The sequence below is a fragment of the Aquimarina amphilecti genome (assembly GCF_900109375.1).
Lineage (GTDB): Bacteria > Bacteroidota > Bacteroidia > Flavobacteriales > Flavobacteriaceae > Aquimarina > Aquimarina amphilecti.
This window is the reverse complement of sequence record NZ_FOAB01000004.1, coordinates 617,227-640,097: the sequence shown is the minus strand read 5'-3', so window position 1 is coordinate 640,097 and position 22,871 is coordinate 617,227. Positions and strand designations below refer to the sequence as shown.

Sequence of the window (22,871 nt, the reverse complement as noted above, 5' to 3'; positions counted from 1 at the left end):
ATAAAAAATTTTGGCTAAGTGCTTAATCGGAAATTCAGTGATTTAAATTCCCGCACTAACTATAGCCTAAACGTTAGGCACAATTCTTGAAAAAGAAAACTCAAATTAATTCTATTCTCAAAATATGAAAAATGCTTTAATAAAAAAGTTGATAATTGGAGTTTTATTATTTTTCTTAGCCCAAAATGGATTTTCTCAATCAATTGACAGATTTGTTAACAAAATAATTAAAGTTGATAGTCTTAATGTTCCTATTGATTCTCAACAATATTATTTTCCGAAAGAACTAATTGAACCTGAACTTAGTAATTCAAATAAGAATTTTGATTCTACAACAATTATAAATTCTGCATTTCGTGTCGATCTACCTGCAGAATGGTACTCCAAGCATCTTTTCGCAATGAAAGAACCACTTTTGTTTAACCGAAAAACACAAAAACAAATTTATAGGTTTACTTGGCTTAGAACTTTTAACAAGCCAATGACATTTAGAATACAAAAATGGAAAAACAGATATATTCTTTATTGGAAAGTTTTGGATGGGACTGGTGGTTATGCTCCTGGAAAATTGGAAATTGAAAAATTGGAAATATTAACGGAAAAGGAATGGTCAACTTTTATTAATCTCATCGAAAAAGCTAATTTCTGGAATATGAAATTAGGTAGAGAGATCGCTGGAACTGACGGATCTGAATGGATTATGGAAGGAGTTAATTCAAATAATTACAGAGTTGTCACTGTTTGGTCACCAAATAAAGGGAATTTTTATGATGCATGTGATTATCTAATTTCATTAACTGACTTGAATATCTCTGAAAAGAAAAAATATTAAAAAGTGCCTAACATTATATATAAAATCAGAGCAAAAGTTAGTACTGGATCGAAAGGTCATTTCCTTTTTGCAATGGCGCTAGATTTTTATAAATTTAATAAGAAATAAAAATGCGCAGATAAATCGAGTGGTTCAGGTATGTTTGCCTTGCTCCGATTCATATATATGACGTTAGCCTACATACAAAATATGATAGAAAGTATAGACGAATTAAAACAAACTTTAGAATCGATTATCCTTTCAGGACCTTTAATGGAAATAAACTTCTATCAGGTTAATGATAACTTTTTCGAATTATCTAACGAAGGTATTTGGGTCATTGATGCTGGTATTGAATTGAAATTTCCATCTGGAATTATTTCTGCAGCTTGGAATTCTAAACTTGAATGTTATGTTTTGGAAAACAAATCCGTGAAAACTATATACGGACAAGATAATTTATATCAACTTGACAATAAAAATATTTCTGAATTAAAAAAATGCGTTGGACTAAATGTCTTGAATTCCAGTTTTAAAAGTATGGAATTTGAATATGTTGCTGACTATACAATGCGAACGGAAAAAGAAGAGCGTTTTGTTCAACTAATTCTTGAATTCCAGAACAAATCTAAGATCCAAATAGCATTTATAAATTATACGCTGGAAGAAAATAAGGGTCCATCTAATTTTTCATTTAGCATCATAACGGAATTACTAATCTCAACGAAAAAAATTGTGGAAATTAAAAACGTAGGCTAACACGATATATGTGATCATAGCTGCTAAGTGATTAATCGAATGGTTCTTGTATTTTTGGTAAGGCGCAATGCTTGCAGAAAGTATAAATTAGCAACCAATGCGCAGGAAAATCAAAAAGCAAGGTAACAATTTGCTCTGCTACGACACATATATTAAACGTTGTAACACATTGTGAAGATCTTAATAAAAATATCTATTACTATTTTGACTTTAGTCTCTTGCGGAAAAGAAACTGAAAAGAAAACTCAATTAGTAGAGTCTAATTTTAAGCTTAAACAAGATTTTACAGACTTCAAACGAAAAATGACGAAATTAGATACCATTAAAGTCTGGTTTAATCATTCTGTTTGTACATATCAAGCATATGAACAATTAGAAATCACTAAGAATTCTAATTTAATCAGAATCAAATCTGAATTTATGGAAAGTACATTTAATGACAATCCTAAATGGAAAGTTGTTTACAACAGAGAGATACCTATAACAGACACAATCTGGAAATTCGAAAAATTCGTTGATCAAAATAAACAATGGCAAAACTATGATATAAACTCCAATGGAACTTTATATGTGGTAAATAAAAAAGACACAATCCGTTACTCTGTAAGTGGTTTAATAGATCTAAACAAGTTTATATCAGAATATCATACTGTAATGCGGAAACTATATCCTGAAAATAAAGAAAACATTTACGGAATAAACGAACCAAAAAAAATCAAATAGTAAACGTGAACAAAAAAATGAAAATTACTTTTAAAATATTAGCAATTGGAATTTTATTGCTCTATGTCTCATTCAACACAGTTTCTAAATTCAACCTGGAAGATAAAATAATTGGAAAGTGGAGTATCTCTTCTGATAAAAATGAAACCGGAGCTTGGAAAAAAGTCGAAAAATTTGACTCTAACAGAAGTGGAATGGAATTTAAAAAAGAGGGAATTTTAATTGTTAGAATGAATTCCGGATCTTGTGCAACTCCTCCAATTACATATAAAAATTACGATGGAATCTGGAAAAAAACTTCCGATTCAACATTAGTTATTACTCACGGATTTTGGGGTGGTAAATTTGAGAGTAATATTTTAATAAAAACGCTTGATAATGAAAAACTAATATTTGAAACATTAACTGATAAAATTATTAGAAAATAAACAAACGTGTTACAACACTATATATGTGATCATAGCAGCTAGGTGATGAATCGAAAGGTTGTTGTATTTTTGGTAAGGCGCAATGCTTGCAGAAAGTAAAAGTTAGCAATCAATGCGCAAAAAAATCGAAAAGCAAGGTAACATTTTGCACTGCTACGACACATATATTAAACGTTGTGCATAATTGTAAAAAAATAATAGTTGACTAACTCAAAAGAATGGTTTACTCATTCTGATTTACATAATTGACTTAATAAATTTAGTTTCGAGTAAACGAATTAAATCGATGAAAAACATAATATTATTTTTGATCCCACTATTAAGTCTTAGTTTATATTCTCAAAATCTTACCGAAATTAATTATGATCTTAATTTAACTGATTCTCTAACTTATGAAACTGAAGTTAGAATTTATCAAGGTGGAGGAATAACTAATTACTCCTCCCTTTTTAGAATGTTTAAAAATAAATCTAAGAAATGGTCAGCGGAATTTTACGAGCATTACGCAAAAGTTGATGGACAAGCAAAACTGAGAACTGAAAAGAAAACTCTAAAATCAAAAAGTGATTTGGAATTCGTTTTTCAAAACTTTGTTCGTAGTCATATTTTGGATTTACCTGATATGAGAAAAATCCAATGGAAAATGGTTAAACGAGGGAATGTAGAAAAAGTTATAGATACTATTAGAGGAAAGATTTTTGAGGAATATCTCTCATCTGAAAGAAGAATTATGATTACTGATGGAACTGGATTTATAGTTAAGGTTAAACAACAAGAAGAAACCAATCACTTCGAATACTCCAATCCGAAAAGTTATTTAAAACATTATCCTGAAATTGACGAATTAATTTATATGTCCGAAATATTAAATATAATCCAGAACGAATTTGGAATCTGGAAAAAATAACTATGCACAACAACATATATGTGATCATAGCAGTTTGTTTTTCAATCGATTGGTTCGAGTATATTTGCAAAGGCACATTACTTGCAAAAAGAATAAGTTAGCAATCAATGTGCAGAAAAAGTCGATGGCTTGGTAACATTTTGCCCTGCTACGACACATATATTAAACGTTACCCAACATTAACAAAATGAGAAGAAAAAGACTCCAACATCACACTGATATTTTTTGCGATATGTTTGTTGGTTGGAGAATGGCTAATGATTTGGACAAACTAACTGAATTAAAATCAGGTATATTAGAATTTGATTTTATCAATAAGACTCAAATTTTAAACGGAATTGAATCCCTTATAGATTTTAATATGTTTTATGAAATCTCGGGATGGTTTATAGAGGACTTGGAAAAACACAATATTGACATTAAAGAAATTAAAAAAGCTACTTTAAAGGTAAAATTTGACGTTGAAATAATTCTAGGAAAAACTAAATCAAAAACAAAAAGTACGACTGAATTAAGCTTCATTATGAAAGCAAAAATATTGACTGACGAAAAAGAATATCATACAGATAAAAAAGATAAACAGATTTATAAATTCGTAGAGAAAAAATAAAAAAGTTGGGTAACAATGGCTATAATTAATACGGGTTTTGGTGCTTAACTCAAAAGTTAGTGCTTTTAATCAAGTCCGCCAAATCTTTTGATTTGGCTTTATAACAAAAAAGATAAAACAAAATAAAAAAAATTGGCTAAGTGCTTAACCGAAAAGTAATCGCTTTTTAATCCCGTACTAACCTTAGCCGAACCGTTATATGCAAGCAAAGACAAACTAAATGGAGAAAGAAATCTTTGAGAAGAGTTTTATAGAAAAACTGAATAATAACTTCCCTGTATTTGCCAAATATTTTGATTTTAATCTCAAGGTTTTTTGTGAGTTTAATACTTTAATATTTGAGATTAACAAATGTCTAATTCTTGAATTAAATAGAGCTAGTATTACATTAACAAATAACTTATTAGAACGTCTTTTAAAACTTGCATTGATTAACAATGAAACTGGAATTGGACCTTTACCAATTGAGAAATGGAACGATGTATTTAGCGAGCCAAATAAAAAATATGGTTCTATTCCATTAGGTAATTCAATTGAAAAATGTAAAAAACTAGAATTGATTACAACAGATGAAAAGACCTTCCTTTTTGATACAATTCGTCAGTTAATGCGGAATGGGTTTTCACACGCTGACTCAAGTAAAATATTATCTGATTTGCCTGATGAATCAAAAATGTTTCAAGGTAGTTTGATTAATCCAAATGAGGATTTGAAAGAAGTACGTGTTAATCAAAAAATAATCCCAACTTTTCAAGCTTTACAAATGGAACGTTTTGCTAACGAGAATGCAAAACCATATTTCGATTTTGTTTTCAAACTCATATTTCGCATTGAAAAACGCTTACTTGAAAAACAAAAATAACTATATAAAAAATGAACCCTGCTGAATTTAAGTTAAAATGGATTCAAAATGAATCAGATAGATGGACAGAATTTGACTCTTGTGAATTGGAAAAATCAGAAATTAATGAATCAACAAATGAATTTCTTAAAATAGGATTCCCCGAAGACGCTGCTCCTTATCTTGGATTTGGATTAAGAAGTTATGATTGGAAATTTAATAATATATTAGATTATTATGAATATGATGATTTAGATCCTACCACTAAATTTTATTGGATTCTAGGCTCTGATAATTCTGGAAATCCAATTTGTATAGATACATCTCAAAATGACCGGATCATATTATTAGATCACGAACAAGGATTTGAAATTATAGGCACAGTAAATAAAAACATTTCCGAATTAGCTAGCTTCCTACTTATATACCGAAATTTTATTGAAGAGATAAATTCCAAGTATGGAGAGGACGGATTTTTTGATTCAAAGTTTACTAAAATAGACTTAAATGAATTAGAAGAAAAATTCAAATCATTGAATTCTGATTACTATTTAGAATCTAGTTTTTGGGATATTGAAATAGAAAATTTAAGAGCAGAAATACAATAACAAAAAGCATATAACAATTTGTATATTGCATATGCTCCCTTCGGGAAGCAAACGCAACATACAAGAGACGTTAGGGCACATTGAAATAATGAAATCAACACAAGAAATATTATCCGAAATAGAATCTTTTAAACCAGTTGATGGGAATTGGCTGAGATTGGACGAACTTGTGAACAAACTCTGGGAAAGTGGAAAAGCAGAACTCGGAATCAATACGCTTTTTAGAGTTTTTGAACGATACCCAAATGATGATGGAGCTGGTGTTTTCTGGACTATCTTATACGGACTCGAAACTCTAAATTATGAAGAATCTTTATATAGCTCCTTAATGGACAAACCATCTCATATGGGAATTAATATGCTAAAACGAATTGAAAATACTAATTCTGAATTAGTAGCTGGAAAACCAATTAAGGAATTAAAAGAATTTATTAAAAATAACCCTAAAGTTGATTCAGAATTATTATCAGAATTGTAAATAAAAACGTGCTACAACAACATATATGTGATCATAGCAACTTAGTGATCAATCGAAAGGTAGTTGTATTTTTGGTAAGGCGCAATGCTTGCAGAAAGTAAAAATTAGCAATCAATGCGCAGAAAAATCAAAAAGCAAGGTAACATTTTGCTCTGCTACGACACATATATTAAACGTTGTGCATAATTATGAAAACAGTACTTAAAACAATCTTTCTGCTAACTATTAGCTTCTCGTGTTTTAGCCAAAACAACGGAAAGAAAAACTTGAACTTAACTTTCATAAATCAATGCACTAACGAAAAGATAAGTCCTGAATTCGAAATTTTAATGCCTGAATTATCATCTGAACTGAATTATGAATACATAACTGTTTATAGAGAAATTGACGATTGGATTGCCCAACACACTGCAGTAGTAAAAACAAAAATTGACACTATTTATATTCCAAAAATACTTTTTGCTGGAGGAAATGAATTGCATTCTCAAAGATGGACTTATCTGAATTGTGAAAAGGTTTGTAATGGAATAGAAACTGATTTTTACTCAAATGGGAATAAAAGACTTGAGGGAAAATTTGAGAATGGAAAACCAAAGTATATCAAATACTTCAGAAAAGATGGAATTATAGAAAATGAGGAACTTTATAAAACTGGAGAATTTGAACCTTACAGAGAAAATGACTTTGACGAAAATGGAAACTTATCAGAATACATAACAAGAGAAAAATTTAAGACAAAAATTGTAATCAAGACTTTTGACAAAAACGACAACCTGATTAATAAGGAAATACAACCATTTTAAAAACAACTATGCACAACAACGTGTATAATTAATTGCTTTGGCAAGTGCCTATTTGGAAAATTCCTGCGGAATTTTCTCGCGTCCGTTTTTGTTTACTAAATTAGTTGCTGAAACACGCAACTAACCATACACAAACACGTTACCAGTAATATGGAAAATCACGAAGAGCACGATAAAAAAGCGAAAGAAAGGATAGTGAGCGACATTAAGGAATACGATTGTCATTTAGCTTTACTAGAAAGTGATGGTTATTCACCTGCATTTGTTTATACAATTGGTCTTTATGAAAAATTCCAACATCCTGAAATAATAATTTTCGGTCTTAAAACTGATGTTATGGGACATCTTTTAAATGGATTAAGAGACGAAATAAGAAAAGGAAAAAAATATAAACCTAATAAGACATACTCTGGATTATTAGAAGGTTATGAAATTCAATTCTTACAAGTTAAAGAGGAGAATTATTCTGACTATCTAGGTTATGCTGGATGGTACTATGAAAAGACGTTTGATTTTCCTGTTTTACAAATGATTTGGCCTGATAAAGAAAATAAGTGGCCTTGGGAAAGTGGGTTTAATGAAAATTGGAAATTCAAACAGCCTTTACTTGATAGGAATACTGATTTTAAATATCAAGAAGAGAAAAATTTAGGAGTTTATACAACTCATCAGACTTTTGAAGGTAAACCCATTTTGTATGTTCATCATAATGAAGATGGTGATTGGCAATTCCATACAGAATATGAACCTAAAATCGAAGATTCTAAATTGGTTTGTTTAGAAGAAATTATAAAACTTGACCCGACTCTTAATGATGTTTATTATCTGAATTACGGACAAACGGCTTATCGAAATGGGATTGGAGAGGATTGGACTATTGAAGAATATGAATCTGAACAAGAAAATGAAGAAAAACTACTGGTAACAAAGGCTATAGTTAATACGGGGTTTTGGCATAAAATCAAAAGTCTATTTAAATAACCAAGTCCGCCAAATCTTTTGATTTGGCTTTAAACAAAAAAGATAAAACAAAATAAAAAGTTTTGGCTAAGTGCTTAACTGGAAATTAAACGCCAATTTAATCCCGCACTAACCATAGCCGAGACGTTAGCGCCAATTTGAACAAAAATGAGTAGATTTTTAGCAACATTGATTTTATTGACCTTTTATGGAATTGGTAATGCTCAAGAATTTGAGCCTTTAGAGCTTGTTCAAAAAGTTTTTAAAGACAAAAAATTTGCTAGAAAGACAAATAGATATTCTACTAGAGAATATAAAGGACATCCAAACGCAAATGACTTACCAACTAATACAAAATTAAAATTCCAACTTCTTGACAAATCTGAAAATACTGCTGTTATAAACATTACGATATTGGACACTTTAGGAAAAGGTATTGACACATATGCTCATCTAGAAAAAGGTAAAAAATGGAAAATAAATGCCCTCAGAGCATTGGCTATGACCGGATTTATGGAACAAGCAATGCTGGAAATGGAAAAAATGACAGAAGAGCAAATCGACACTCTAATTCAGAAAGATGACGGAACTTTTAAATCAAAGGAAGACTTTTATAGGAAATTAGAGAATATCAAATTGACTTTAGCATTGGATCATACAATTATTGAACACTTTGAAAAAAGGAGAGAAAAATTTGAAGAGTTAAGGAATGAGCTTCAAAACACTGAATTTAACAAAGAAGAACAGTCGTACCGCAAAATTAACTTAGGAGACCAAATCAAAACCGATTATAAAAGACTATTAATTAATTCTATTTCAACAAGTATTAGTTGTGAAAATTGTTTTGAATTTATAATCGGAGGAATGATTGATAATACTGTTGGCTTTTTCTACATTCCGAATAAACAAGATGTACCAAAAATGAACCCCAGTAGAATAATTATGATAAAAGAAATTGGGAATGGATGGTATTTATTTAAAACAACATAAAAAAGGCGCTAACATTTTGTATAGTTCATTTGCTCCCTTCGGGAAGCAAACGCAACATACAAGAGACGTTGCCAGTAATTTAAGAAACATTGAGAAACTTAATAATCATTCTTACTATATTTTGCTTTCTGTCTTGTAATAGAAAGGGGGAAATCCCAAAAGAATTGAATTACGCTTTTGAGTATTTAAATGAGATCTTGACTGCGGAGGATATCGAAACCTTTAAGAATATAAAGGAAAATGATACAACACCGAATAATTTACATTTTGGAATCGGATTACACTTGAGAAATAATTTATTAAGACATCACTCTAAATCGGACTCTATTGTGGCATATTTTAATTCGTTAGGAATAACTCACTATGATTATATGTCTGGATTAATATTATATTCTTATCATCAACATTTGAATGGTGAAAAAGTTTACATTCAAGATAAAGTCAACGAAATAATTGAAAGTGAAAAGCCTTATGTTGAGTGTGCGAAAGAACAGAAAATTATAGGTTATGAAAAATATAAAAAGTATCAAATAAATGACACTATAAATATTAAGATGCCAGTTAGTGAATATAATAGTGTTTTTGACCGTAACTGTCCAAATTTAGATTGGGACTTTCGTAAATCTTTTGATTTATCTGTTAACGGAATTGTAACTAATAAGTATTATTCGAATGATTCTCTTTTTGCAAATTTAAAAGTAAAAATTCTGACTAAAAATCATCCAAAGACGGAAATTATGATGCAAGAAGTTAACGTTGGAGATGAATTCGAAGTTCCATTAATTGATAGTGCGTGGAAAATAAAAACTACTAGCAACAATGGCTATAATTAATGCGGGGTTTAGGCTTTGAGCTTAAGGTCTGTGTATATCTAGAGAGTCCGCCAAATCATTTTGATTTGGCTTTAAAATGAAAAAATAAAACAAAATAAAAAGTTTTGGCTAAGTGCTTAATCTAAAGGACAGTTCCTTATAATCCCGCACTAACCATAGCCGAGACGTTGTAGAGCATTTAAGAAAATGAAGAACATAACCAGAATCATACTTCTGACTTTAACTTTGAGTTGCTTTTCTCAAGCGAAACAATCTGAATTAGTTCTTTTAGCAGAAGCTTATCATAATTACCATCATACGAACAGTATAGACAATTCGATTTTCGAAAAAATTTATAAAATTAGTTCACCTGAACTTGAAAAAGAAAAAGAATTCATTGCGGAATCAATTAAACCAAATAATGATATTCTGAATATCAAATTCTTAACTAAACCTGACATAAGCACTTTAGAAAACATATTTATGATTAGAGCTTTGAACTACAATATGTTCAAAGACAATCCAATAAAAAACAAGGAAGTAATTAAGCAAGTGAAATCTGACCAAATCAGTTATCAAGAAATGTTAACTGCTTATTACAATATGATTTTCGGAATTTTAGTAAATAAACATGAGGATTTGAATTTAAAGCAAATGAGTTTTGACTTAAATAATCTGAATTTATCAACGAAACAAGAAAAGGGAATTTTCTTCTTAACAAGTATGGAACGATTTGGTTCTGACATTTGGGGATATATGAACATTCAACCTACCGACTACGATAGCGCATTAGAAGTTATTAATCGATATCCAAAATACAATGGAGAAGAATATTACAAATACAATGATTTTGATTTTAGTGACTTCCTTATAACTGTGGATATTCGAAAACCAAAAGTTAATTACAAAGACTATTATTTGAAAAAATATTTTAACACATTAGGTTATCATATGGAAATTTTAGAATTTAATAAACAGAAACAACCTATTGAAAAGCAATAAAAAACGCTCTACAACACGGTGTATAAAACATAGCTAATTAAGTGTTCAATCGAAAGGTTTGTGTTTGTTTGCAAAGACCGCCAAATTTTTAATTTGGCTTTAAGAATAGAAAAATTAAATCAAAATATAAAAAATTGGCTCTGTGTTAATCTGAAAAGCTAGTGTCTTTTAATGCACTACGTTTCATACACAAGACCGTTATACACAAGCAAAACATACTTTTAGAATTGGGAATATTTGATTGGATAAAAAATAAAGAAACAAAAACTGAGTTTGAAAAAACATTTGCTGATTTAAGTCGGATGAGTTCTATTGTTCCAAGTGCTGGAAAAACATTTGACCTACTAAAAAACCTGAATTCTGAAACGACCGAATCCCAAACTGACTATCTAATTTCTGAATTCAATAAAATACAGTACGCTTCAAAAACGAACAGCACCTTTTATTTTTATTTTCCTATAGTAACTCATATCCTCTATTTCAAGCCTGAATATGAAAAAGATATTTTAAGATATTTAATCGGACCTAATTTTGCAAATGGAACAACGAATACTGAAGAAATGATTTCGCTTATTCAAGGAGCAATGAAATATAAGCTTTCTGAAAAAAAAGAATATCTGACAAAAGAAAGTCAAAATTGGATAATGAATATATTACCTAAACTGGAAAATGAAGTTGAGCATGAAATACAGAAATGCTGGAAAGAACTGAATGAATAAAAACCAGTGTGTATAACATCATATATGAAATCAGTGCAAAATTTAGTGTTAGATCGAAAGGTAATTTCCTTTTTGCAATGGCGTTAGATTTTTATAAATTAAACAAGAAATAAAAATGCGCAGATAAATCGAATGGTTCAGGCTTTCTTGCCTTGCTCCGATTCATATATTTAGCGTTACCAAACATACGAATGACCATCTTCGGATTTAAGAAAAAACAGGAATATTCAGCAAAGGAAATACTAAAGCAACTTGACAAGTGTGCTGAAGATTTCACGTTTCCAATGTTGGACAATGGATACGTTTATCCTATTCACTCAAAAATGAGTGCTTACCGTGATGAAAAACGTTGGGCTTTAATTATCGAAGTAATCGGATTTAATTATCGTGGCGGAGGACACGATGAAATTTCCAATTGTCTGCACATTTTTGGCAACTGCATAGATACAAAGCCTGGAACTGACAACGAAAACTTTTTATACATAACGGATAATAATACTGAAAACTCAACTTTTGACGAAGAATATTTGGAAAGTCTAAACCCACAGGCAAAAACGATGCTTTTGCGTGGAAAAGAATTGATTATTAATCACAATAGAGAATTTTACCTGAATAAAGGGATTGAACTCGAGGAGAAAGACAAAATTTTCGTTTGGGAATTTATGAGAGGTTTAGAGCCTGAATACAACAATGAATTAGAAGCAACCGAACAAGAAATAAGTGAACGAATTCCATCGGATTTACCAAAAATTATGGAACTGACTGAATGGAAAACGGAGTATTAAGTTCCTTGCACCAACAGATTATAGACTGATCTATAAATCCATAGTTTTGGGTAGCTCCGAAAAAGTTGGGAGTTTTTTTGCCTACCAAAATAGAACAACTGAGATTTTTATTTTTTAATTTTACATTACATTAATCAAAAAAGAAAAGCACATAACACTCCTTAAACTCCATTGATCAAATAGTTTATCTTCGTTATCGCTGCGTAAACGATTTAATCAACGACGCCAAAACAAAGTTTTGACGTTTAACAAAAAGAAAATTAAAAGCAAAAACGTTTGTTTTGGCTTAGTGGTAAACCGAAAGTGAATTTCTTCGAATCTACCCTACTGTCCATACACAAACCGTTGTAGCACATTTAAGATAACCAATGAATAAAACCTTAACCTTACTTCTAATATTAATCTTTACCATTCCATTATTTGGACAAACTGACACGACTAAAATTGCTTTTATTGCATATTGGTCGAAAGGTGATAATTACGACTTCAAAGTAACTAAAATAAAAAGGCGATGGACAAACGATAAATTGACGAAAAATGATTCTACACAATACATTGCGAATTTTAAAGTAATAGACTCAACTGAAAAATCATATACTTTACAATGGTCATTCAAAAATTTTCTTGCTAATAGCTATAGAGAAAATTTAAACAAACTTTATGAAAATAAACAGGCTGTGAATGAAATTGTAAAAAAATACGATGTTACTAAAGTAATATACAAAACAGATGAGTATGGTGAATTTTTGGAAATAATAAACTGGAAAGATATAAGCACCTTAATGAGTAATATGCTTGTCGAATTAGAAAAAAGCATAAAGCTTCGTAAGCCAGACAAAATTGACGAAGTCAATCAAGCAATGGCACCCCTTGCAGAAATTTACAGCTCGAAAGAAGGAATTGAACAGTTGATTGTTTACGAATTACAATATTTTCATTTTCCTTTCGGGACTGAATACGACACCAATGAGCCTTTTGAATATGAACAAGAATTACCAAATATGGTTGGTGTAGAACCTATTAAGGTAGATGCAAAACTTTCAATCATAGAAACTGATTTTGAAAACTTTTACTGTGTTCTTAAAGAAGAAGCTACAATAAATCCAGACGACACCAAACGACAAGTCACTTTGTTGTTTAAAAAAATGGGCATAGAAGGTAAAAAAGCAGAAGAAATGATGAAAACTGCTGTTTTTGACATCTCTGACCTGAATTATTACCAATACTATTTTGCCCCAGGTGTTCCGCATAGAATATATGGGAGCCGAAAGACTCTTTTGAATATGGATAAAACCAAAGTTAAAAATATTGAGGAATTGGAAATTGAACTAATTTATGAGGAATAAAAAACGTGCTACAACACCGTGTATAGCTCATTACGGCTGAAAATCATAGCTGATTTTCCGCAACGAGCCATACACCAAACCGTTGTAGCCAATTTAGACGCAACCTATTGAAGAAAAAAGCATCTATAAATAAAAAGTATGAAAAATGAAAAACAAAACCTTTTTAATTGTTCTAATATTAATCGGAAGTTTATTCAATTCTTGTGATTCAGATGATTTGGAATACCAAGACAAGTTTGAAACCAGTCAAAAAACTTGGTTGGATTTTAAAGAAACTTCCAACGACTCATACAAATACACTGTAATATTTGGTTCGTGGGCAGGATTCGGTTGGGAAACTACTATAATAGTTGAAAATGGAATTGTAATTCAAAGAGATTTTGAATACACTTTTACAGAAGGTATATCAACTGACATTAATCAAGATGAACTTCAATGGACGGAAACAGGTTCTGAAATAGGTTCTCATGAAAACGGAGCCGAACCAATTACGTTAAACGAAATTTATGATAAAGCACAAAATGATTGGCTAATTGATAGAAATAATACAACAACTTACTTTGAGACCGAAAATTATGGAATGATTTCGACTTGTGGTTATGTTGAAAATGGTTGTGCGGATGATTGTTTTATTGGAATTCATATAAACAGTATTGAAGAACTTTATTAAAAAAACTGGTTACAACACCGTATAAACTTTATTACTGTTTTTAGCTCACTTGGGAAATTCCTTTGGAATTTCGCCGCTCGTGATTAATCTAGTAAATTAGTTACTTAACTCACGCAACAAAGCTTATACAACAACGTTACCTGCAAGCAAAAAATGACATTACTTTGATTAACACAATATCTTCTATAACAATATTTGTCTCATTATTTATAGCGTTCTACTTATTAACGGTTCGAACGAAAACTAAAGTTAGCAATTATCTTTTTTCAATATTTTTAATTCTGATTGCCATAGATACCAGTGGAATTATCTTTGAAAAGATAAATTCAAAATCATACAACCTTATAATTTTTAGAAGTACATTTTCTTTTCTACAAATACCTGTTTTATACTTATATATAAAATCTGTTAGCTATTCTGACTTTAAATTAAAACCAAAACACCTAATACATTTCGCTCCTTTTGTATTGGGAAACTTATTGTTTTTTCCAAGGTTTTACCTTGTTGATACTGTAGATAAAATAAACTTCTTACAACAATATAAACACATGTTTGAAATACAACTCAATCATGTAATTTTTCATTTACAGTTTATATACTATATTATTATTTTCTTAACCCTAAGAAAAGTCAAAAAAATCTATTTAGAAAATTACTCTGGAGTTAGTATTAAAACATACGATTGGTTGTTTAAATTTACCGCAACCCTATCTTTTATATATATAATAGCACTATTAAAAAACATTATTAAATTCTCTCAATTTGATATTGTTTCTACTTACTTTAAAATAGGAATACATTTATTAATATTTCTTCTAATTTGTTGGTATTTATACAAGGCTTTAAATAACCCAGAACTTTTTAAACAAATAGACTCTACTTTAAAACTTATAAAAAATAGTATTCCTCAACAACAACCAAACAAAGAAGTACTAATACATGAACAAGAAAATATTGAAAAACTAAGAAATTATATGAAAGAGCAACAATCTTTTCTTAATCCTTCTTTAACAATTCAAAATGTTTCCGATGAAATTGAAATTCCGGTTAAAGAACTTTCGCTATTAATCAACCATAAACTAAATCAACATTTTTATGATTTTGTAAATTCTTATAGAATAAATTATGCTAAGAATTTATTAAGTGACTCAACTCAAAATAAGAGAACAGTTCTGGAAATTTTGTATGATTCTGGTTTTAATTCTAAATCTTCTTTCAATACTGCTTTCAAAAAAGAAACTGGAACAACGCCAACCTCGTATCGTAAAAATCTTATAATCAACACCTAGTAAATATTCGGTCTTTTATTACAAAAGATTCGAACGATTATAACAAAAAAAATGCGTTCGAATAGTTTTAATCGGTCGCATAGGTTTAAATACTTCATCAAATTTGTCTCATAATTTAAAAATCAAGAGACATGAAAAAACATTTGATCATTTTATTAGCTGCATTAGTAATTAGTAATTTTTCTTTTGGACAAAACTTAGTAACAAAGATAGATTCAATCGTAAAAGATAATTACAAAAAACACCCAGAAGTAAGCATTAGTGTAGGTTATATTCATAATAACAAAGAACAGTATATTAATTACGGAAAAATTAGCAAAGAAAGTTCAATGAACGTTAATGAATATACCGTTTTTGAAATTGCATCAATAACTAAAGCCATAACCGGTAATTTAATAGCTCAGGCAGTAAATGAAGGTAAAATTAAATTAAACGGTTATATAGAAAACTATTTACCAAAAGATTTTATTATACAAAAACAACTTAGACGCAAGATAACAATATCTGATTTAGCTTCTCATCAATCAGGGTTAGCTGATCTTGATTGGAAAAAGCTTATCTCTAAAAACCCTCAAGACCCATTAAAAAATGTTAATCGTAAAACTTTTATTGATATTATTAATAATTGTAGTGAGTTACCTGATTACGGTACTTATAGATACCATACCACTGGTTTTATGCTTTTAGGGGAAATATTAGAAGAGGCCTACGGAAAAAGTTATGATGAAATTGTACGAGAGAAATTAATTAATCCAATAAAAATGAAAAACACTTTAACAAAAGAGTTTAACATCAAAAATATTGCAACGGGTTATAATCGTAATGGAATTAAGCAAAATCTTATGCTTTGGAATTCTGGTGCGCCTTCAGGTTTAATTAAGTCCTCTTCTAAGGATATGATTAAGTATTTAAAAGAAATATTGAATGACAGTTCTGAAATTTCTAAAGCAGGTATAATGACAGAAAAAATATTTTACAAAGCAAAAAAAGGACCTAGAAAAATAGGTTTAGGAATTAATATTTATAATAATGAGACTAACACCTTCTTCCAGAAGACAGGAGATACTATGGGGCAATCTTCTATTCTCTGTTATAATAGAAAGGATAATTGGGGTATAATTATTTTAATCAATCAACAAAACCCAAAAATGAGAAAAGAATTGTGGAATAAAATTTATGAGACTACCTTAAAATAACTTATGGATAAAACCAGCAGGTAACAATGTATAAAAAACATAGGGCGGTTTAGGTTAAATTTAAAAATATCTTTTTATGTACCAAAATCGCCAAATATAAAATTTAGCATTTTCAACATAAAAGATAAAAGATAAAAGATAAAAGATAAAAGCAAAATATTATATTTGGCTTAGTACCAAACCGAAACGTATCGCTTATCACCTGCCCAACGTTTCTTATACTGAACGTTGTGCTTAATTAAACAAACCATTACATAAGATGATTGAAAAGCTCCAGAATAGTGAAAGAGAAGTATCTAAAAAAATACGTTCTGTTTTTCAATTATCATATAAGATAGAAGCAGAATTATTAAATGCAACTGATTTTCCTCCTTTGAAAAGACCCCTTAAAAAATATGTTAACAGTAACACAGAGTTTTTCGGATACATAAAAGATAAAGAACTTGCTGGAGTAATTGAAATCCAGCATAACAGTAGATTTACAGACATTCATAGTTTAGTTGTTAATCCATCCTTTTTTAGACAAGGAATTGCGAGAAAGTTAATGGAATTCGTTTTTGATACATTTGATTCAAATCTTTTTGTTGTCGAAACTGGACTGGAAAATGGGCCTTCAACTGAATTGTTTAAAAAATTTGATTTCAAAGAAGTTAAACAATGGAATACAGACAACGGGATTAGAAAAATAAAATTTGAGCGTAGAATAAATAACGATGACTAACACTATATAAGCGCAATGCTTTTTTAGTGTTTTGAGCAAAGGTTATTTTGTACTTGTAGTATTGGCACCACAAATTTTATTATTTTTAAACTGACACAATTTAAAACACTAAAAAGTGTAACGCCTTGTGCTAATATAAAGGTCTATAACCTTCTGCATTACACAGTCATTTACATTTAACGCTAGTGAAAATAGAAGATATAATATGGAGTACGAATTCGAAACAGTTAATTGTAATTTATGTAATGCTGATAATTATCAGAAAATTTCGAATAAAGGTAAATTTGGGCTACCAACGAATGTAGTTATATGTAAGGTATGTGGGTTAAGCTACTTAAACCCAAGATGGGACAAGAATTCGTACTTACAATTCTATCAAAATGAATATGACAAATATTACAGACCTAAAATTCAACTAGATTCTTCTTTAAATAAAGAAGCGGTTAATCCTATAGAGGTTAGACTTAAAAGATTAGATCTATTTCCAAAAAATGTAGAGCGAATACTCGATATTGGAAGTGGTGAAGGAAATAATTTGATTCACTTTAAATCAATATTTCAAGAAAGCAAATTGTATGCTATTGAACCTTCTTTGGCATCTCAAATTATCTTGAAAAACAATGATGTAACTATTCTTGGAAGTGATGTTGATGCCGAATGGAACGATAACATAAATTATAAATTTGATCTGATTATTATGAGGCACGTATTGGAACATTTTACAGACCCCATAAAAATAATGAAGAAAGTTAGAAGCGTATTAAAACCGAATGGTATAGTTTATATTGCAGTTCCTAATAACTTAAAACCTACTCAAAACCTTAACAAATCTTGGTTTAGAAATGTACATACATATTATTTCAATAAATATACTCTAGATAATTTAAACAAACTTGTCGGACTAGAAATTTTAAAAATGCAAGAAGGGGATGAATTTAATATGGGTGAAGTTTATTTAATTGCTCGAAAAAATGATTCTCAATTATCACCTGTATTTTCTGAAAAACATTACCAAGAACAGTTAACAATATTAAACCAAAAATTGAAACTTGAAAATAGTATTCCATATAAATTAACTTATCTAAGCAAAAGGGTTATAAGAAAGGTACTTTCTCTAACAAAAAATAAATCACATTAAAACGAGGGGTTATTTAAACGTTGACAACAGTTAAAAAAACTAATAAATCATGTTCGGAATAATAAACTTTGAGGCTTTTTTAATAGCTGGATTGATTATGAATTTAACACCAGGTGCTGATACAATGTATATTCTTGGAAGAAGTATTGCGCAAGGAAAAAAAGCTGGTATTTTATCTGTATTAGGAATATCGACGGGCGCAATTTTTCATATTATTTTTGCAACGTTAGGGTTATCAATCATACTTGCCAAATCTGCAGCAGCTTTTGAAATAATCAAATATTTAGGAGCAGCATACTTGATATTTTTAGGATTAAAAGCAATATTCAAAAAAACAGATGAAAAATTTGAATTAAGGAATCAAAATGAGATTGTGAATTACAAAAAGATTTATTTTTCCGGAGTTCTAACTAATATCCTAAATCCGAAAGTAGCTTTATTCTTTCTAGCTTTTTTACCGCAATTTATTGACCCGAATTATGTACAAAGCTCTCTTCCATTTTTAATTCTTGGAATTACCTTTTTACTAACGGGAACAATTTGGTGTTTAATCTTAGCACTATTTGCATCAAAACTTTCTGACCGGATTAGAAAAAATTACAAAATAAAAATATGGTTGGACAAAATAACTGGTGGAATTTTTGTCGCACTTGGAATAAAATTAGCATTAATGAAAAAATAACTGTTGCCAATACGGTGTATAAAACATAACTGTAAATAGTAAATTTAAAAACCTGTATACATTTTACTAAGGCCCTTCAATTTGGATTCTATAATAGAAAAATCGCTGATGACAAATGCTCAAGTTGTTTAAGTAAGGTTGAATTAATAGGTATTTAATTAGAAAATTGTGAGTTAACATTTGAATAAAAAACAATACAAGACTGAAATAATGACACTGATAAAAAAACTCTTGTTTCTAATCTTCATACTATCCTATTTAAACGGATATACTCAAAAAACCTTGATTGAATTTGAATCTAATGGTAGGACTCAAAAAGAAACAAAACGAAATCCATTTAAAAAATTTATTGGGGAATGGACGCTCAAAAATGATGATTGGACTCATAATTGGGGTGACGGAACTGAGACTATAAAAATCCCAAATCATCACACAATCTCAAAAGAAATCAACACTGACAATAGTTTATTATCAATTATCGATGGCCCTGAACCCAATGGACATATCTTTTGGTCTTATAACCCAAATACAAAAGAAATTTATCATCTATCTAGTTTTGGAACTACAAGAGCCGGAAATGGAAGAGGAATAATTAATGGAAATGGGGATATCAAATTAAAACTGTTTTTTGAAGGAGAACCAAAAGGAACTTATCGGATTTATAATTATAAATGGATAAATGAAGATGAATACCATATGAAATCTGTTCAATTCTCAGAAAAAGATATTGAAACTGGCTTATTTTATGAAGGAGTTTTTAGGCGAGTAAAAAAATAATACTCTGTAATATTATGTATGTAATCATAGAGATTAAGTAATCAATAGATTGGTATATATTTACTTGTTCTGATTCATATATTTAGCGTTAACTACAATTTTTACATATTTTTTAAAAAAAATATACTAATACATTCACCTTTATGAAACCAGAAAAAGATAGTATAGGCTTTCTCATTATTAAATATGGAATTTACATCATTTTAGGAGGCTTAATTTTAATGAAACTATGCGGCTATTCTTTTCAAGAAATAATTTATAACTACAAAGCTAAGAGAGAAATGGAAACAATTCATTACGGAGGATCCGTTTCTGAAGTAAATAAACATATAATAGCAAGAAATAAGAAGGTTGAAGAACTTACTAATTTAACCAATAACATTGCAAAAGAAATTAATACAATTCTTTATTATACCAATGACACAACTACAATAAGTTCCGCATTAATACAAGCAAATAGACAATATCGAAGTAACTATGTTAATCCCTATCAAATTGGCAGAAATTATATTGCAGAATCAGAAGAAACGATTAAATACATAAACGAATTTGAAGAAAAGGTAGATAGTTTAGGTTATAATATTTTTATTGATAGAGGAAAAGGAAATGAATTTCTTAGTAATATTTTTGAAAAAAATTTAAGAAGTGAAATATGCATTAAGAATGTCAATAAGGAAGATGACGAAAATAAATATATAATTATTCAGCTTCGTTATTATTCCGATAACACGAAACAACTTTTAACAAAAAAAATAGAAGACAGAAAACCAACATGGTTTGTAGCAGTTGGATCAACACCCGAAAAAGAAATAGCATTATTAAATGAAATACAATATTCCACCGCTATTTTTACGGAAAAAGAACTTCAAGCACAAAAACTAGATTTTAACGGACTTAAATCACTTTTCGCCCCAAGACTAGACGTATCTAAAAATAGTACATTCTACTTTAGTTGCTATAACAAAAAAATGGACAGCCTTACTTTTTTAAAGAAAATAGAACTTTTTAAAAATATGTTCTTAAAAAAACAACCAAATATAAAAGGTCGAATTAAATCTACTAAGGTTATATTAAATCAAAATGAAGACCAATAACAACTGTGATTAACAAATAGTAATACAAATTTAGGTCCTTAATCGAAAACTCATTACTCTTAATTCCTGTAAGAATCATAACCGAAATGTTAGTTTTAATGCGACAAAAAAATTGTAATATTTAAGAAACTTCCCTCCTATTAAATTTAAACTCAGTTAAAAAATAAGAAACCTAAAAACCAAGATAAAAAATCATCGGATTATTATTAAATCTCGTTTTCTTTAAACTATATCTCTCAGGCTTATAAGTTACCATCTATAAATAAAAGCTTATTCGAGTAACTACCAAAATAGATTTATTTATTGACTTAGGTCAAATAGTTTGACTTGAAACAACATTAGTTTTGTAACAAGAAAAACAAATAAAATAATTTAAAATGGTAATTGCAGAGTTAGATAAATTAAAACTATTTGGTAACGATAGTCAGGAACGGATAGAAAAAGCATTAACAAATCTTCAAAATGGAAATGGAATTATCTTAATTGATGATATAGACAGAGAAAATGAAGGTGATTTAATATTTTCTGCTCATAATATGACTATTGATCAAATGGCTTTAATGATTAGAAAATGTAGTGGTATTGTCTGTTTATGCTTGACGAATGAAAAAGCTGACCTACTTAATTTACCATATATGATAAAGGAAAACACTAGTAGTTTTCAAACACCTTTTACGATTACTATAGAAGCAAAAGAAGGTGTTACCACAGGAGTTTCTGCTACAGATAGGTTGAAAACTATCCAAGTTGCTTGCAATGAAAATACCAAAAGTAGTGATTTAGCTAAACCCGGGCACATCTTTCCTTTAAGAGCCAACGATGATGGAGTGTTAGAGAGAAAAGGTCACACCGAAGGAAGCATCGATTTAATGAAACTAGCCGGTTTAAAACCTGAAGCTGTTTTGTGTGAACTAATGAATGATGATGGAACAATGGCAAAAAATGATTCGATTATACAGTTTGCGAAAGAACATGATTTGATTGTCCTATCAATTCAAGATATTATTCAATATCGTAAATTTGTAAGAGACTATAAGTAAATGATAAAATATAATGAACTCACAAATTTCATAAAAAAGAACATCGATATTGATGATCATGATTTAAAAATTGTATTGTCTTATTTTAAAACAATAAAAAAAAGCAAAAATCAAACTTTACTTCCAAGTGGAAAAAATAGTCAAGTAAGTTATTTTGTAATAAAAGGTTGCTTAAGACTGTTCTATATCGATGAGGAAGGGAAAGATATTACGCGTTACATTGCTTTTGAAAATCAATTTGCAACAGAGCTAGTTAGTTTTATAACAAATCAACCTGCTCAAGAATCTATTCAAGCCATTGAAAATAGCGAACTTTTATACATCACTCACCAAGACTTTAGATATTTAATGGAAATTATTCCTAAATGGAAAGATTTTTACAATATCTATTTAGAAAAAGCATATGTAAATAACGCTAAAAGATTAATTTCATTTACTACTCTAAATGCATCGGAACGATATAAACAATTATTTAAAATTAATCCAAATATTGTAAAACGCCTTCCTAATAAGGTTGTAGCATCTTATATCAATATATCACAAGAAACTTTAAGTAGAATCAAGTCCAAATTCCTATTAAAAACGAAATAAGTTAGAAAAGAATATACGAGTTTATATTAAAGTCTATTGTAATATAAAAAATGACCAAATGCTTAATCAAAAATTAAATGTTCATATATTC

The 22,871-nt window shown here is 29.3% G+C and carries 27 protein-coding genes; all 27 read left to right on the top strand.

Features of this window, described 5'->3' with window-relative positions:
- Positions 1–124: 124 nt before the first annotated feature.
- The 27 genes from BMY33_RS13530 to BMY33_RS13400 all read left to right on the top strand — a co-directional run bounded on the left by BMY33_RS13530 (position 125) and on the right by BMY33_RS13400 (position 22,780).
- Positions 125–832 (top strand): hypothetical protein, encoded by a 708-nt coding sequence (locus BMY33_RS13530; protein WP_091409422.1) that lies wholly within the window; start codon positions 125–127, stop codon positions 830–832.
- A 189-nt stretch (positions 833–1,021) separates the two neighbouring features.
- Complete coding sequence (locus BMY33_RS13525) at positions 1,022–1,570, top strand: hypothetical protein (protein WP_139195657.1); 549 nt, start codon at positions 1,022–1,024, stop codon at positions 1,568–1,570.
- Between the two features lie 171 nt (positions 1,571–1,741).
- Entirely contained in the window at positions 1,742–2,293 is a 552-nt protein-coding gene (locus BMY33_RS13520) for a hypothetical protein (protein WP_139195656.1), read from the top strand.
- A 17-nt stretch (positions 2,294–2,310) separates the two neighbouring features.
- Entirely contained in the window at positions 2,311–2,721 is a 411-nt protein-coding gene (locus BMY33_RS13515; RefSeq protein WP_091409415.1) for a hypothetical protein, read from the top strand.
- 286 nt (positions 2,722–3,007) lie between these two features.
- A complete protein-coding gene (locus BMY33_RS13510; RefSeq protein ID WP_091409412.1) occupies positions 3,008–3,628 on the top strand; it encodes a hypothetical protein in 621 nt (206 codons plus the stop codon).
- 187 nt (positions 3,629–3,815) lie between these two features.
- Positions 3,816–4,238, top strand: a complete 423-nt coding sequence (locus BMY33_RS13505; protein ID WP_091409410.1) for a hypothetical protein — start codon at positions 3,816–3,818, stop codon at positions 4,236–4,238.
- A 220-nt stretch (positions 4,239–4,458) separates the two neighbouring features.
- Positions 4,459–5,100, top strand: a complete 642-nt coding sequence (locus BMY33_RS13500; RefSeq protein WP_091409407.1) for a hypothetical protein — start codon at positions 4,459–4,461, stop codon at positions 5,098–5,100.
- A gap of 11 nt (positions 5,101–5,111) precedes the next feature.
- On the top strand, positions 5,112–5,687 hold the full coding sequence (locus BMY33_RS13495) for an SUKH-4 family immunity protein (RefSeq protein ID WP_091409405.1): 576 nt from the start codon (positions 5,112–5,114) through the stop codon (positions 5,685–5,687).
- An 88-nt stretch (positions 5,688–5,775) separates the two neighbouring features.
- Positions 5,776–6,165: a hypothetical protein gene (locus tag BMY33_RS13490; RefSeq protein ID WP_139195655.1), complete on the top strand. Its 390-nt coding sequence runs from the start codon at positions 5,776–5,778 to the stop codon at positions 6,163–6,165.
- A 188-nt stretch (positions 6,166–6,353) separates the two neighbouring features.
- Positions 6,354–6,968, top strand: coding sequence for a toxin-antitoxin system YwqK family antitoxin (locus BMY33_RS13485; RefSeq protein WP_091409400.1), 615 nt, complete (start codon positions 6,354–6,356; stop codon positions 6,966–6,968).
- 150 nt (positions 6,969–7,118) lie between these two features.
- Positions 7,119–7,949, top strand: coding sequence for a DUF4262 domain-containing protein (locus BMY33_RS13480; RefSeq protein ID WP_091409397.1), 831 nt, complete (start codon positions 7,119–7,121; stop codon positions 7,947–7,949).
- Between the two features lie 147 nt (positions 7,950–8,096).
- The gene (locus BMY33_RS13475; protein ID WP_091409395.1) at positions 8,097–8,918 is read left to right on the top strand and encodes a hypothetical protein; all 822 of its coding nucleotides are present in this window, start codon (positions 8,097–8,099) and stop codon (positions 8,916–8,918) included.
- A gap of 164 nt (positions 8,919–9,082) precedes the next feature.
- A complete protein-coding gene (locus tag BMY33_RS13470; protein WP_091409393.1) occupies positions 9,083–9,751 on the top strand; it encodes a DUF6794 domain-containing protein in 669 nt (222 codons plus the stop codon).
- Positions 9,752–9,937: 186 nt separating this feature from the next.
- On the top strand, positions 9,938–10,732 hold the full coding sequence (locus tag BMY33_RS13465) for a hypothetical protein (RefSeq protein WP_139195654.1): 795 nt from the start codon (positions 9,938–9,940) through the stop codon (positions 10,730–10,732).
- Positions 10,733–10,959: 227 nt separating this feature from the next.
- Positions 10,960–11,451, top strand: coding sequence for a hypothetical protein (locus BMY33_RS13460; protein WP_091409389.1), 492 nt, complete (start codon positions 10,960–10,962; stop codon positions 11,449–11,451).
- Positions 11,452–11,642: 191 nt separating this feature from the next.
- Positions 11,643–12,236: a DUF7003 family protein gene (locus BMY33_RS13455; protein ID WP_091409387.1), complete on the top strand. Its 594-nt coding sequence runs from the start codon at positions 11,643–11,645 to the stop codon at positions 12,234–12,236.
- A gap of 368 nt (positions 12,237–12,604) precedes the next feature.
- Entirely contained in the window at positions 12,605–13,582 is a 978-nt protein-coding gene (locus BMY33_RS13450; protein WP_091409385.1) for a hypothetical protein, read from the top strand.
- A 145-nt stretch (positions 13,583–13,727) separates the two neighbouring features.
- Positions 13,728–14,252: a hypothetical protein gene (locus tag BMY33_RS13445; protein WP_091409382.1), complete on the top strand. Its 525-nt coding sequence runs from the start codon at positions 13,728–13,730 to the stop codon at positions 14,250–14,252.
- A gap of 548 nt (positions 14,253–14,800) precedes the next feature.
- Entirely contained in the window at positions 14,801–15,541 is a 741-nt protein-coding gene (locus tag BMY33_RS13440; RefSeq protein WP_244543018.1) for a helix-turn-helix domain-containing protein, read from the top strand.
- A gap of 131 nt (positions 15,542–15,672) precedes the next feature.
- Positions 15,673–16,737: a serine hydrolase domain-containing protein gene (locus BMY33_RS13435; RefSeq protein ID WP_091409380.1), complete on the top strand. Its 1,065-nt coding sequence runs from the start codon at positions 15,673–15,675 to the stop codon at positions 16,735–16,737.
- Between the two features lie 259 nt (positions 16,738–16,996).
- Positions 16,997–17,458, top strand: coding sequence for a GNAT family N-acetyltransferase (locus tag BMY33_RS13430; protein WP_091409378.1), 462 nt, complete (start codon positions 16,997–16,999; stop codon positions 17,456–17,458).
- A 205-nt stretch (positions 17,459–17,663) separates the two neighbouring features.
- Entirely contained in the window at positions 17,664–18,596 is a 933-nt protein-coding gene (locus BMY33_RS13425) for a class I SAM-dependent methyltransferase (protein WP_091409375.1), read from the top strand.
- Between the two features lie 97 nt (positions 18,597–18,693).
- Positions 18,694–19,278, top strand: coding sequence for a LysE family translocator (locus BMY33_RS13420; RefSeq protein ID WP_244543017.1), 585 nt, complete (start codon positions 18,694–18,696; stop codon positions 19,276–19,278).
- Between the two features lie 210 nt (positions 19,279–19,488).
- Complete coding sequence (locus BMY33_RS13415; protein ID WP_091409370.1) at positions 19,489–20,055, top strand: hypothetical protein; 567 nt, start codon at positions 19,489–19,491, stop codon at positions 20,053–20,055.
- Between the two features lie 143 nt (positions 20,056–20,198).
- On the top strand, positions 20,199–21,149 hold the full coding sequence (locus BMY33_RS13410) for a hypothetical protein (protein WP_091409367.1): 951 nt from the start codon (positions 20,199–20,201) through the stop codon (positions 21,147–21,149).
- Positions 21,150–21,526: 377 nt separating this feature from the next.
- Complete coding sequence (ribB, locus tag BMY33_RS13405; RefSeq protein WP_091409364.1) at positions 21,527–22,189, top strand: 3,4-dihydroxy-2-butanone-4-phosphate synthase; 663 nt, start codon at positions 21,527–21,529, stop codon at positions 22,187–22,189.
- On the top strand, positions 22,190–22,780 hold the full coding sequence (locus tag BMY33_RS13400; RefSeq protein WP_091409362.1) for a Crp/Fnr family transcriptional regulator: 591 nt from the start codon (positions 22,190–22,192) through the stop codon (positions 22,778–22,780). It abuts the gene before it with no gap.
- The last annotated feature ends 91 nt before the right edge of the window (positions 22,781–22,871 follow it).